Source organism: Geobacillus sp. PLS 41, from assembly GCF_056494105.1.
The window spans coordinates 1,386,761-1,399,956 of the sequence record NZ_CM151395.1; the positions used below are offsets into that span (position 1 = coordinate 1,386,761).

General features: G+C 55.7%; 10 protein-coding genes. 8 read left to right on the forward strand and 2 right to left on the reverse strand.

The window, feature by feature from the left end; genetic code table 11:
* Positions 1 to 72 precede the first annotated feature (72 nt).
* On the reverse strand, positions 73 to 1,353 hold the full coding sequence (locus ACVX3G_RS06865; RefSeq protein ID WP_014196496.1) for an alkaline phosphatase: 1,281 nt from the start codon (positions 1,351 to 1,353) through the stop codon (positions 73 to 75).
* 277 nt (positions 1,354 to 1,630) lie between these two features.
* Here ACVX3G_RS06865 and ACVX3G_RS06870 point away from each other — a divergent pair, with 277 nt between their 5' ends.
* The 3 genes from ACVX3G_RS06870 (at position 1,631) to ACVX3G_RS06880 (ending at position 6,156) form a co-directional block, all read left to right on the forward strand.
* Positions 1,631 to 2,083, forward strand: coding sequence for a MarR family winged helix-turn-helix transcriptional regulator (locus ACVX3G_RS06870; RefSeq protein WP_011232174.1), 453 nt, complete (start codon positions 1,631 to 1,633; stop codon positions 2,081 to 2,083).
* Positions 2,080 to 5,244 carry an MMPL family transporter gene (locus ACVX3G_RS06875; protein ID WP_033012298.1) on the forward strand — a complete coding sequence of 1,055 codons (3,165 nt, stop codon included), beginning with the start codon at positions 2,080 to 2,082 and terminating at the stop codon, positions 5,242 to 5,244. The genes ACVX3G_RS06870 and ACVX3G_RS06875 overlap by 4 nt, the downstream gene beginning before the upstream one ends.
* Positions 5,245 to 5,490: 246 nt before the next feature.
* Positions 5,491 to 6,156 carry a type 1 glutamine amidotransferase domain-containing protein gene (locus ACVX3G_RS06880; RefSeq protein ID WP_014196493.1) on the forward strand — a complete coding sequence of 222 codons (666 nt, stop codon included), beginning with the start codon at positions 5,491 to 5,493 and terminating at the stop codon, positions 6,154 to 6,156.
* Between the two features lie 620 nt (positions 6,157 to 6,776).
* Here the strand turns inward: ACVX3G_RS06880 and rnhC are convergent.
* Complete coding sequence (rnhC, locus tag ACVX3G_RS06885; protein WP_014196492.1) at positions 6,777 to 7,706, reverse strand: ribonuclease HIII; 930 nt, start codon at positions 7,704 to 7,706, stop codon at positions 6,777 to 6,779.
* 111 nt (positions 7,707 to 7,817) lie between these two features.
* Here rnhC and zapA point away from each other — a divergent pair, with 111 nt between their 5' ends.
* The 5 genes from zapA to ACVX3G_RS06910 are packed head-to-tail and all read left to right on the forward strand — an operon-like array spanning position 7,818 to position 13,189.
* On the forward strand, positions 7,818 to 8,093 hold the full coding sequence (zapA, locus tag ACVX3G_RS06890; RefSeq protein WP_014196491.1) for a cell division protein ZapA: 276 nt from the start codon (positions 7,818 to 7,820) through the stop codon (positions 8,091 to 8,093).
* Positions 8,086 to 8,625: a CvpA family protein gene (locus tag ACVX3G_RS06895; protein ID WP_014196490.1), complete on the forward strand. Its 540-nt coding sequence runs from the start codon at positions 8,086 to 8,088 to the stop codon at positions 8,623 to 8,625. The genes zapA and ACVX3G_RS06895 overlap by 8 nt, the downstream gene beginning before the upstream one ends.
* A gap of 42 nt (positions 8,626 to 8,667) precedes the next feature.
* Positions 8,668 to 10,392: a DNA polymerase/3'-5' exonuclease PolX gene (polX, locus tag ACVX3G_RS06900; protein WP_033012299.1), complete on the forward strand. Its 1,725-nt coding sequence runs from the start codon at positions 8,668 to 8,670 to the stop codon at positions 10,390 to 10,392.
* 20 nt (positions 10,393 to 10,412) lie between these two features.
* Complete coding sequence (locus ACVX3G_RS06905; RefSeq protein WP_014196488.1) at positions 10,413 to 12,767, forward strand: endonuclease MutS2; 2,355 nt, start codon at positions 10,413 to 10,415, stop codon at positions 12,765 to 12,767.
* A 14-nt stretch (positions 12,768 to 12,781) separates the two neighbouring features.
* A complete protein-coding gene (locus ACVX3G_RS06910; protein WP_015375560.1) occupies positions 12,782 to 13,189 on the forward strand; it encodes a DUF350 domain-containing protein in 408 nt (135 codons plus the stop codon).
* Positions 13,190 to 13,196 lie beyond the last annotated feature (7 nt).

Genomic DNA, 13,196 nt, shown 5'->3' on the forward strand with positions numbered 1-13,196 from the left:
TCTTCCCCGCAAACGATTCGTTCGCGGGGAAACGGAGATCGATGAAGGACAACGTTCGAAACACGGATGGCGTTATCTTCTGCTTTTTCCAAACAATAATTGTTCGAGAATGTCATGAATGCGCGTATTTTCATAAATGCCGGTGAATCGCTCCGCTCCCGGGCCCATGGCAGTCAGCGGCACATCGGCGGCGGTGTGGCCTGTTGTCGTCCAGTCGAGGGCGAACGTTTGCGTAGAGCGGGCAATTGGAAACGGACCGTCTTCGCCGGAGATCGTTTTGCCGTCTCCCGACTCATCCGTGCCGCCCGGCGTTTCGATCGTCAAGCCGCCGCATTCATGGTCAGCGAGCACGAGGACGAGCGTATCCCGATGGCGCTTGGCGTACTGTTTCGCTACGGCGACCGCTTCGTCAAGCTGCTGGCCCGCTTTGATCATGAGCGATCCGTTGTTTTCATGGCTCATTTCATCAATGGCTTCTTCTTCGACAACGAGGAAAAAGCCCTTTTTATTTTGCGACAGCACGTCAAGCGCTTTTTTTGTCATATCGGGCAGCGGCACAACGGGATTGTACACATCTCCTTCTCCTTCGGGGCGCTGCTGGAACATTTCTTCGTTGGCAAACAGTCCAAGCAGCTTGCGGCCGGACGCTTGTTTCAGCTCATCGGCGGTGCGGACGTACGTGTAGCCGAGCTGCTTGGCGCGTTCAACCAAGTTTCCTTGCGTGCCTTTGCTTGCTTCTTCCGGATCTTCGGCTGGATGGTCGGGGTAATAGCCAGGATTTCCAGCAGGATACCAGTAATCTTCCCCGCCGCCCAAAATGACATCCACTTTCGTTTGTTCGATGTATTGCTTGGCGATGTCGCTTTGGGCAGAGCGATTGGCGGTGTGGGCGGCAAACGCAGCCGGCGTGGCGTCCGTCACTTGGGCGGTCGTGACAAGCCCTGTTGCCTTGCCGGCTTTTTTTGCTTGTTCCAAAATCGTTTCCACTGGTTTTCCTTGCAGATCAACAGAGATGGCGCCGTTGTACGTTTTCACGCCTGAGGCGATCGCGGTCGCCGCCGCAGCGGAGTCGGTGATGAATGACTTCGAGTCGGCGGAGTTCGTATGGACAAGCCCGCTGTATGGCATATCGTCCATCTCCAATTCTCCAGCGATCCCTTTTGTGGCAAGGCGAATGGCGTTGCGATGCGCTGTGCCCATGCCGTCGCCGACAAAAAGGACGACATTTTTCACCTCAGACGGCTTCGATTGTTTCGCTGGGGCGGCCCATGCATCTTGTCCGGCTTGATGCAGCGCCAGTCCGGCGCTCAGCACGGCGATGAGCAAAGCCGTGCGGCGTTTCGATTGGAACATCGTTCTCCTCTCCCTTTTCAGATGATTTTGTCATCTTTATCGTACAAGCTGGATGTTAAGTGTTCGTGAATGCCATGTAATCGTTTTGAAAACATTTCCTTATTATTCGAATGGGGCGACAGAATGGGTTCTCTTTTGCCAACATTCCTCGTTGACTTTTTCTTTTTTCCTTGGTATCGTTACTAATAGTTCAACAGTTGAACTAAATGGACAAATGCCGCCGTGCAAGAGAGCATCTGGTTGATTGTGCAATCATGAAACAAACGGAGGTGAATCAATGCCGGGACGAAACATCGATGAGTGGATTGACCGCTATTTGTCCGTGTCGTTTCTCGTGATGAAACGCGGAGCGGCGCTTGTCAAAGGCAGTCTTTGCGAAGAGATGACGCACGATCAATATTATTTGCTTCGCTACATCCGCAGGCGGGGGGCGTGCACGTCAACGGAGCTCGCTGCGATGTTTGGCGTGAACAAAAGCGCGGTGACGGCGATGACAAATCGCCTCGTCGACAAAGGCTGGCTACGCCGCGACCGTGACGAGAACGACCGGCGCGTCATCGTCTTATCGCTGACGGAGCAGGGGGAAGCATGGGTAGAGGAAATGGACCGCAGCGTCTATCGGCTCGTCGAAGAAGTGATCGCCCGCTTTCCAGAGGAGGAGATCGAAACGTTCATCCGTACGTATGAACGGTTGGCCCGCGTGCTGCAGGAGGTGGAAGAAGCGAAATGAGGGCGATGATCAAAGGAAGATGGTTTGTGCTTGCGGCGTGGATCATCATGGCGGCGGTGCTTGTGATGACCGCGCCGAACATGGGCGAGCTTGTCAGGGAAAAAGGGCAGCTGAGCGTGCCGGACGGCTACTCATCGTCATTGGCGGCAAAATTGATCAAAGAGGCAAACGGCCAGGAAAACAAACAAAATGAACGATCCGCGGTGCTTGTCTTTTACCAAAAAGGCGGGCTGACGGCGGACGATAAAAAAGAGATTGAACGGGCGGTAAACGCGCTCGAAAAGAAAAAAGAGGAACTTCATGTCACGAACATCGTCTCGCCGTTTGCCAGCCGGGAGTTGGAAAAAGAACTCATCTCCAAAGATGGAACGACGATGCTCATTTCCGTCAGCATCGACCCGGCCGGGCGGACGGCGAAGCAATTGACCGACGCCCTGTATAAAGCGGTCGATGGCGTCAAGGTCGAGCATTATTTCACCGGCGGCTGGATGATCGATGAAGATGTCGTGACGAGCTCGCAGGAAGGCGTGAAGAAAACGGAAGGGATCACGGTCGTCTTTATTTTAATTGTGTTGCTCGCCGTGTTCCGCTCGCCGGTGGCGCCGCTCATTCCGCTGCTCGCGGTCGGGGCGACGTATGTCGTCTCGCAGTCGGTCGTTGCGTTTTTAGTAGATAAAGTGAATTTCCCGCTGTCGACGTTCACGCAAACGTTTTTAGTCGCGGTGTTGTTTGGCATTGGGACCGACTATTGCATTTTGTTGCTGAGCCGGTTTAAAGAAGAACTGGCGAAACGCGGCGATCGGGTGGAAGCGATCGTCGCCACGTACCGGACGGCTGGGAAAACGGTGGCCGCAAGCGGCATTGCCGTCATGATCGGCTTTGCGGCGATCGGTTTGTCGACGTTTAAGCTGTACCAATCGGCGGCGGCCGTCGCCGTTGGGGTAGCGGTGCTGCTTTTGGCGCTCGTGACGCTTGTGCCGTTTTTCATGGCCGTGCTTGGCGAGAAGCTGTTTTGGCCGGTGCGGGGGAAGCTCGAGCATGGGCAAAGCCGGCTTTGGCTCGCGGCTGGCCGATTTGCGTTCGCCCGTCCGCTTTTGGCGCTGGCGATTGTCGCCGTCGTGACCGTGCCGGTGTTGGCGACGTATGATGGCAAACTGTCGTTTGATTCCATGGAAGAGATCGGCGATCATTATCGTTCCGTCAAAGCGTTTGACATCATTGCCGATCATTTCAATCCGGGAGATGCCATGCCGACGCAGGTGGTATTGAAAAGCAAAGAGCCGCTTGATTCGGAAGAAGGGCTGGCGTTGATTGAGAAAATGAGCCGTGAGATCGAAAAAGTTGATGGCGTGGCGAGCGTCCGCTCGGCGACGCGTCCGACGGGAGAGCCGATTCAGGAGCTGTATGTCACCGAACAGGCGAAACAGCTGAAAAGCGGCCTTGGCGCCGGCAAAGAGGGCATTGAGAAAATCGGCTCCGGCCTTGAGGCGGCAAGCCAAAAGTTGTCCTCGTCCGCTCCGCAGCTGAAGCAGGCGTCATCCGGCGTCGGCCAGCTCGTCTCCGGAACGGAGCGGCTTGAAGACGGCCTGCGCCAGCTGCAAACCGGTCTCAGTCAAATTGAACAAGGGGTGCGCCGGGGAGCAATGGGCGCCGGTGAGCTGAAAAACGGCTTAGTGACGCTTCGCGACAATGCAAAAAAGCTGCAGGAAGGCGCCACGCAGCTGCTTGACGGCTACAAGCAGGCGGAACAAGGACTGTCGGCGCTAAGCGGCCAGTACCGGCAAATCGAAGCGGGATTAAAAGCTGTCGCCGCTCAGCTTGCCGCCGTGCAGACGATGCTCGGGCAAGTCGAACAGTCGCATCCGGAACTCCGTCAAGATGGGCAATACCAACAAGCAAAAATGACGGTTGCCGCCTTGTCCGGCCAGACGAAACAAATGGCGGACGGCCTCACGCAATTGAACGGGGCGCTTGAGCAGGCGCGCGCCGGTTTGGCGAAAGCGAACGAATCGTTCGCCCAACTCGCGGCTGGTCAAGCGGCGGTCAACGGCGGCTTGGATCAAGTCATTGCCGGGCTTAGTGAGCTCGAAGCCGGATTGACGAAAGCGGCCGACGGCCAGAAACAGGCGGTTGACAAATTGCCGCAATTCTCCCGAGGGCTTGAGCAAGTGAACGGCGGCCAGCGCCAATTGCTTGAGCATTTCTCCGCGCTTGGCGGCCAGCTCGGCCAGCTTGTAAATGGCTTGGACCAAAGCGCGTCCGGCCTTCAAAAAGTGGCGGACGGCCTCGGAACGGCGGAAACGTATTTAGCCGATTTGTCATCGGCCCCGGAGAAAGAAATGGCCGGCTGGCACATGCCGAAAGAGGCGCGCGAAAGCAAAGACTTTGCGCAGGCGAAAGACGCGTATATGTCGAAAGACCGCCACATCGTGACGTTCGACGTCGTTTTAAAAGAAAATCCGTATTCAACATCGGCGCTCGGCCGCATCGATGACATTCGCGCCGCGGCCGAACGGGCAGTGAAAGGAACGAAGTGGGAAGACGCGACGATCGCTGTCGGCGGCGTCACCAGCACGTACGCCGATTTGCAGGCGATTTCGAACGCCGACTATCGGCATACCGCGGTGCTTATGCTCATTGGCATCGCCATCGTGTTGGCGGTGCTGCTCCGTTCGCTGATCATGCCGCTTTATTTGATCTTGTCGCTCGTGTTGACGTATTACACGTCGATGGCCGTCACCGAGCTCATTTTCGTCAACGGCCTTGGCTATGCCGGCTTGAACTGGGCGGTGTCGTTCTTCGCCTTTGTGCTGCTTTTGGCGCTCGGCATCGACTACAGCATCTTCCTGATGGATCGGTTCAACGAATACCGCGGCCGGCCGGTGAAGGAAGCGATGCTGTCGGCGATGGGCCATATGGGGACGGTCATCATCTCGGCCGCCGTCATTTTAGGCGGAACGTTCGCCGCGATGTATCCGTCCGGCGTCTTGTCGCTTTTGCAAATTGCGACGATTGTGCTGACAGGGCTCCTGCTTTACGCCCTCGTCGTCCTGCCGCTTTTCGTCCCGGTCATGGTCCGCACGTTCGGCCGCGCGAACTGGTGGCCGTTTCGGCAACCGGTGAGTGAAGCGGACGGACTGGAACAACAAAAAATTAGTTGAGAAGGCGGGCCATCGCCGCTTCCCGAGATCTAGGAAGCGGCGTTCTTTTTTTAGGGAGAACGGAAAGGATGTCGTCCTTCTAATCGAGAGAATATATGTTCTATTCGTGTTGCTTGATCATCTTCCAGTGATTCATTCCCCTCAATCATGATTCTATTTCACGAGCATATTTTTTCCGTTTTTGCCCAATGTAAAGGTATGATGAGTGATAGAGAACATTCCAGAACCTAAAGGAGGAATGACGCCATGACGAAACGAGTGCTCATGGTGGTGACGAACCATACGACGATCACCGACGACCATAAAACCGGGCTTTGGCTTGAAGAGTTTGCCGTGCCGTATTTGGTGTTTAAAGAAAAAGGGTATGACGTGAAAGTGGCGAGCATTCAAGGCGGTGATGTGCCGCTTGACCCGCGCAGCATCAATGAAAAAGACCCGTCTTGGGCGGAGGCGGAAGCAGTGCTGAAGAACACAACACGTTTAAGCAAGGACGATGCACACGGGTTTGACGCCATTTTCCTTCCCGGTGGACACGGGACGATGTTCGATTTTCCCGACAATGAAACGCTGCAATACGTCTTGCAGCAGTTTGCCGAAGACGGGCGCATCATCGCCGCTGTCTGCCACGGTCCGTCAGGGCTGGTGAACGCCACATACAAAGACGGTACGCCGATTGTGAAAGGAAAAACGATCACGTCGTTTACAGACGAAGAAGAACGCGAAGTCGGGCTTGACGTCCATATGCCGTTTTTGTTGGAGTCCACCTTGCGCCTGCGCGGGGCGAATTTCGTCCGCGGCGAGAAGTGGACCGATTTCTCGGTGCGCGACGGCAACTTGATCACTGGGCAAAACCCGCAATCAAGCCGAAGCACGGCGGAGAAAGTCGTCGCCGCGCTGGAAGAACTGGCGTGAGCGATATCAGCTGAACTTGTGACAAGACGCTGCTTTTTTGGCGCGTCTTGTTTTTTTGGCACGATTTTCTGGCCGTTGTCCGGAAATGAATCCCGGTCAGTCAAGAGTTTGTGGAGAACTCTTTTCGGTTCACCACGTATGTTGTCGCCCACCAGTTAGCAAACCATTTTTATGTATTGATATCGTAAGCGTTTTTGGACTTTCATCTGTCATGGTAAGGTAGTGAAGCTGCAATCGATTTTTTACACCAAAACAAAATTCCGAAGAACTGACAGTGCTTAATGGGGCGGCATCCCGGACGACTGATGAAGATAAGGGATATTTTGACGTACCGTATCGGGATTACAATTCATTCACGTTCTGCTGGAATGGATTATTTTGTACGAGCAACGGAAAAATCGAAGGCCATCGATGGCGCGGCAGAATAGGCCGTCTAATGATCCCGGCTCACTAGGCTGGGTGGGGACAGCCTTTTGGTTGTTTGCGGATGAAAAGCCATTTTCTTCATAACGTAAAACGAAACATGTGGAAAGGATGGGAAACGGTGTCGTTCAGTTACTACGGGTCGACCTGTGCAACGGAGCCAACGCTGCCGTTTCCCATGGATGTGATTGAAACAATTACCGGTGCTTGGCGATGTCAAGCGCCTTTTTCGTATTGGCAAAATGAAGCTTGGCGCACGTCTCGAGCATCTCTTCCCCTCGCTCGCGGATGATCCGGGCCGCGGCTTCGTCAACGATGGCGCCGGCGCCTTTCGGGAGCAAAAGGCCGACGGTGCGGGATAATCGCTCCATCTCTTCTAAAAACACATAGCGGGCGATGATCGAGGCGGCGGCGACTGATACGTGGACACTTTCCGCCTTGGGAAGGCAGTGCACCCGCTCGCGGATAATGCGATCTTCATCGGAAAGGTAACGGAAATACGAATCCCGTTTTAAAAATTCGTCGATGATGATTGCTTCTGGTTCGGCGGGCGCGATGGCGTCAACGAGTTTCACGAGCGTCCGGTTGTGAAGGAGCGCTTTCATTTTCGTCTGCGGCATGCCGCTTCGCTGCCAGCGGTTGTATTCGGCATTGTCCAACACGGTGACCGCATGCGGCACGGTTTCCATGATGGCGGGGGCGATCCGTTTGATTGCCTCATCGTTCAATTGTTTCGAATCTTTCACGCCAAGCGCCGCGATTTTGGCGATATGCGGCCGATCCACGTAGGCGGCGGCGACGACGATCGGGCCGAAATAATCGCCGGTGCCGACTTCATCGGAACCGATGGCGGAAAGAGACCCGAGTTGATGAGCTGCCAAAGCGGACGGCTGGTGGTCAGCTGTTTCGTTTGAGGCGCTCGCCCCTGATATCCATTTCGCTGCTTCTTGCTCCGCCGCTTTCCCTTGAAACAGCACTTTGCCTGAGCGGTAGGCGGTGATCACGACATCCGGGCGTTTGACGGCAAACAACGCTCCAGCCGGAAGCCGGTCGGACAAGGCGCCTTCATAGTGGGCGCGCAAAGCGTCAAGCAGCTGTTGGTCGGCTTGAATCACATAGTTTGACAACGTTCGATCGCTCCTTTATCTTCTCTATCGTTGCTGTGTGTCGCTTCTTTCCATTATACCAGCGTTCATGATATGATAAACAGTAGGATTTGGCGAAATGGGGGAGAAAGCTTGACAGAACAGCCAAAAACGCGAGTGAGCGTCCGCATCTATGGACAAGACTACACGATCGTCGGCGCGGAAAGCCCGGCCCACATCCGGCTCGTGGCGGCGTTCGTTGATGATAAAATGCATGAATTCAGCGAGAAAAATCCGCTCCTTGATGTGCCGAAGCTGGCCGTGTTGACAGCCGTCAACATCGCCAGTGAGTATCTCAAACTGAAAGAACAATATCAACGGCTGGCGGAACAGCTGAAACAGGAAAAGGACGGGAAACAGGATGATTGATGTCGTGCTGCTGTTTGTCCTGTTGATGGGGGCGATGATCGGGCTGAAGCGCGGCTTTATCCTTCAATTCATTCATATGGCCGGGTTTCTGATCGCCTTTTTCGTCGCCTATCGCTATTATGAACGGTTTGTGCCGACATTGCGCCTTTGGATTCCGTATCCGACGTTCGGAGACCCGGAGACGATGAAGCTGCTGTTTCAGAGCACGCATTTGGACGATGCCTATTATCGGGCGATTTCCTTTGCGCTTTTGTTTTTTGCTGTGAAAATCGTCCTGCAAATCATCGGCTCGATGCTTGATTTCGTCGCCCAGTTGCCGCTCTTGCGAAGCGTCAACCGTCTGGCGGGGGCGGCGCTCGGGTTTGCGGAAGTGTATTTGCTCGTCTTTTTGCTGTTGTATATCGGGGCGCTCGTGCCGATTGACAGCGTGCAGGAGCAGCTGCAGCGTTCGCTTATGGCGACCGTGATTGTGAAACATACGCCGGTGTTGTCGGACATGCTTAATCATTGGTGGATTCATGGCCGCGTCTGACCGGGCGCGGCCGCGGTTTTGCGGGAAAGGGAGGAAATGGGGATGAGCGTCCATAAAAAAGAGGTCATCCGCCTGCTTGAAACGATCGCACTGTATATGGAGATCAAAGGAGAAAATCCATTTAAGGTCAACGCCTTCCGCAAAGCGGCGAACGCCTTGGAAACGGATGAGCGGAGCCTCGCGGAAATCGGCGACTTCACCGCCATTCCCGGCATCGGCAAAAGCACAGCGGCGATCATCACCGAGTTTGTCGAAACCGGTTCATCATCGGTGCTCGAGGAATTAAAGCGCGATATTCCGGAAACGCTTCTTTCCTTGCTTAAGATCCCGGGGCTTGGCGGCAAAAAAATCGCCAAGCTGCATCAAGAGCTTGGCATTGTCGATATGGATGGATTGAAAGAAGCGTGTCTGGCGGGAAAAGTGCGGGAGCTTCCCGGTTTCGGCGCGAAAACGGAGGAAAAGTTGTTGGCGGCGATTGAGGAGGCGGGCAAACGCCCTGAGCGGCTGCCGCTCGCTCGGGTGCTCGCCGCCGCGGCGGATGTGGAACGCCAGCTTTCTTGTTTGGATAGCGTCATCCGCTTCTCGCGGGCCGGCAGTTTGCGTCGCGTAAACGAAACGGTGAAAGATTTGGATTATGTCATCGCCACCGACCGTCCGGCTGCGGTGCGCGACGGGCTTCTTCGTTTTGAGCGTGTCCGTGAGGTCATCGCTGCTGGGGAGACAAAAGTGTCGCTTCTGCTTCGCTATGACGACGATGTGGCCGTCGACTTCCGGCTGGTCAGTGGGGCGCAGTTTGCGACCGCGCTCCATCATTTCACCGGATCGAAGGAGCATAACGTGCGCATGCGCCAGCTCGCCAAAGAGCGCGGGGAGAAAATCAGCGAATACGGCGTGGAAGACGAAGCGACCGGCAAGGTGAAAACGTTCCCGGATGAAGCGGCGTTTTACGCCCATTTCGGGCTGCCGCACATTCCCCCGGAGCTGCGTGAAGACGGCACGGAAATCGAGCGCTATTCGGACCGATATCCGCTTGTCCGCCTTGAAGACATTCAAGGCGATTTGCATATGCATTCGGCATGGAGCGACGGGGCGTGTTCGCTTGAGGAGCTCGTTGAGGCGTGCCGCCGCCGCGGCTATCGGTATATGGCCATCACCGACCATTCGCAATTTTTGAAAGTCGCCAACGGTTTGACGCCGGATCGATTGCGGCGCCAGCGCGAGGAAATCGAACGGCTGAACGCGCGCTATTCGGATTTTACCATCCTCGCCGGCATTGAGATGGATATTTTGCCGGACGGGACGCTCGATTACGATGATGACGTGCTCAAGGAGCTGGATTTTGTCATCGCCGCCATTCACTCTGCGTTCAAACAGCCGCGCGAGGCGATCATGAAGCGGCTCGAGGCGGCGCTTCGCAATCCGTACGTCGATGTTATCGCCCATCCGACCGGAAGGCTCATCGGCCAGCGCGGCGGTTATGACGTCGATCTCGAGCGGCTCATGGAACTCGCGGCCGAGACGAACACGGTGCTTGAGTTAAACGCCAACCCGAGCCGTCTCGATTTGTCGGCAGCTTACGTGAAAAAAGCCGAGGAAGCGGGGGCGTATATTGCCATTAACACGGACGCCCACCATTTGGACATGCTTGATGATATGGCTATTGGCGTGGCGACGGCAAGGAAAGGCTGGATCAAGAACGAAACGGTCATCAACACATGGCCGCTTGACAAGCTGCGGCAGTTTTTGCGCGACAAACGAACGAAATGAATGAGCTGGGGGTCAGATACGTGCAACGAAAAGTGCTTCACACCTTGGAGTTCGATAAAGTGAAAGAGCAGTTGGCTGAGCATGCGTCCTCGCCGCTCGGTTTGGAAAAAATCGAGGCGCTCATGCCGTCATCCGATTTGGAGGAGGTGGCCGCTTGGCTTGAGGAAACGGATGAAGCGGCCGCTGTTTTGCGACTTGCTGGCTATGCGCCGCTTGACGGAGTTGTCAACATTCGCCCTCATTTGAAACGGGCGGCGATCGGCGGCGTGCTCAGTCCGCAAGAACTCGTGGAAACGGCATCCACCTTGACCGCAAGCCGGCAGATGAAACGGCTGATTATGGATCTGCATGAAGAGCAGGGGGGATTGGATCGTCTGTCCATTTATGCCGATGAGCTCGTGGAGGTGCCGGCGCTTGAGCATGACATTCGCCGCTCGATCGACGATCATGGCGAGGTATTGGATGCCGCAAGCGACCGCCTCCGTTCGCTCCGCGGGCAAATTCGGTCAGTGGAAACGCGCATCCGCGAGAAGCTTGAGAGCATCATTCGCTCGCCGTCGGCGCAAAAGCGGCTGTCGGACGCCATCATTACGATCCGCAACGACCGCTATGTCATTCCGGTGAAACAAGAGTATCGCAGTGCCTATGGCGGCATCGTCCACGACCAGTCGGCGTCCGGGGCGACGCTGTTTATCGAGCCGCAGGCGGTCGTCGAGTTGAACAACGCACTCCGCGAAGCGCGGGCGAAAGAAAAGCAAGAAATCGAACGCATTTTGCGCGAACTGTCGGCAAAAGTCGCTGAGCAGGCTGAACCGCTTGCGCGGGCGGTTGAGTCGCTTGCGGCGCTCGATTTTGCGTTTGCCAAGGCGAAATACGCCCGCCGGCTGCAAGCCGCGAAGCCAGCGGTCAATAACCGAGGCTATCTTCGCTTTGTGCAGGCCCGCCATCCGCTGCTTGATCAAGAAAAGGCGGTGCCGAATGACATTGAACTCGGCGGCGATTATACGACGATCGTCATAACAGGCCCAAACACCGGCGGGAAAACGGTGACGTTGAAAACGGTCGGCTTGTTGACATTAATGGCGCAAGCGGGGCTGTTTATCCCGGCGGCCGACGGATCGGAAGCGGCGGTGTTCCGCGCAGTGTACGCGGATATCGGCGACGAGCAGTCGATCGAACAAAGCTTGAGCACGTTCTCGTCCCATATGGTCAATATTGTCGACATTTTGCGCCATGTCGATGGCCAAAGCCTTGTGCTGTTTGATGAGCTCGGAGCGGGCACCGACCCGCAGGAAGGGGCGGCGCTTGCCATCGCCATCTTGGATGAAGTGCACGGGCGCGGGGCGCGGACGGTGGCGACGACGCATTATCCCGAATTGAAAGCGTACGGCTACAACCGCCCCGGGGTGGTGAACGCGAGCGTTGAATTTGACACCGAAACGCTCCGTCCGACGTATAAACTATTGATCGGCATTCCCGGCCGCAGCAACGCCTTTGATATTTCGCGCCGCCTTGGGCTTGATGAACGCATCATCGAGCGGGCGAAAGCGCAAGTGAGCGCGGAAAGCCATAACGTCGAAAACATGATCGCGTCGCTTGAACGGAGCAAAAAGCAAGCGGAGGAAGAGGAAGCGCGGGCGCGCGCGGCGCTGGAGGAGGCTGAGCGTCTGCGCGCCGAATGGGAACAAAAATGGGAAGAGCTCGAAGAAGAAAAAGCGGAGCGGCTGGCGGAAGCAACGCAAAAAGCAGCCGACATCATCCGCGCCGCGGAACGCGAAGCCGAGCGGATCATTCAAGAGCTGCGCCGCTTGCAAAAAGAAAAGCAGGCGGAAGTGAAAGAGCATGAGCTCGTCGAGGCGAAAAAGCGGCTCGCTGCCGCTATGCCGAAAGTGGAGAAGCGGAAAAAGGCGAAAAAGGCTGCTTCACGCCATGTGTTCCAGCCGGGTGATGAAGTGAAGGTGACGAGCCTCAACCAAAAAGGCTATTTGATCGAAAAAGTGTCGGACGACGAATGGCAAGTGCAGCTCGGCATTTTAAAAATGAAAATCCGTGAACGCGATTTGGAGTATATCGGCAGCGCGCCGGCGAAAGAAGTGACGCCGATTGCGACCGTGAAAGGCAAGGACGCCCATGTGAGCCTCGAGCTTGACTTGCGCGGCGAACGGTACGAAGACGCTCTCCTTCGGCTTGAGAAGTACTTGGATGATGCTGTGCTCGCCGGCTATGCGCGCGTTTCGATCATCCACGGCAAAGGGACGGGCGCGCTCCGCCAAGGAGTACAGCAGTTTTTAAAGCAGCATCGGGCGGTGAAAAGCTTCCGGTTCGGAGAGGCGAATGAAGGCGGCACCGGGGTGACGATCGTGGAACTGAAATGATGGGGGCGATGGCAATGGCGTCGTTTTGGGAGCACGACATGGTGAAAACGGCGGCCAATTTCAGCGTCGCCGTGTTGTGCATCGTCGTCTTTTTAGCCGTATTTGAATTGGTGACGAAGTACAAAAACTGGGAAGAGATTCGCAAAGGCAATGTGGCGGTGGCGATGGCAACCGGCGGGAAAATTTTCGGCATCGCCAACATTTTTCGCTATGCACTCGCCCGCCATGAGTCGCTGCCGTCGATGATTGGCTGGGGGCTGTACGGGTTTTTGCTTCTGCTCGCCGCGTACTTTATTTACGAATTTTTGACGCCGAAATTCAATATTGATGACGAAATTGCCAATGACAACCGGGCCGTCGGCTTGATTTCCATGGTGATTTCCGTCGGCTTGTCGTTTGTCATCGGCGAAGGCATTCAGTAAAGGGGAA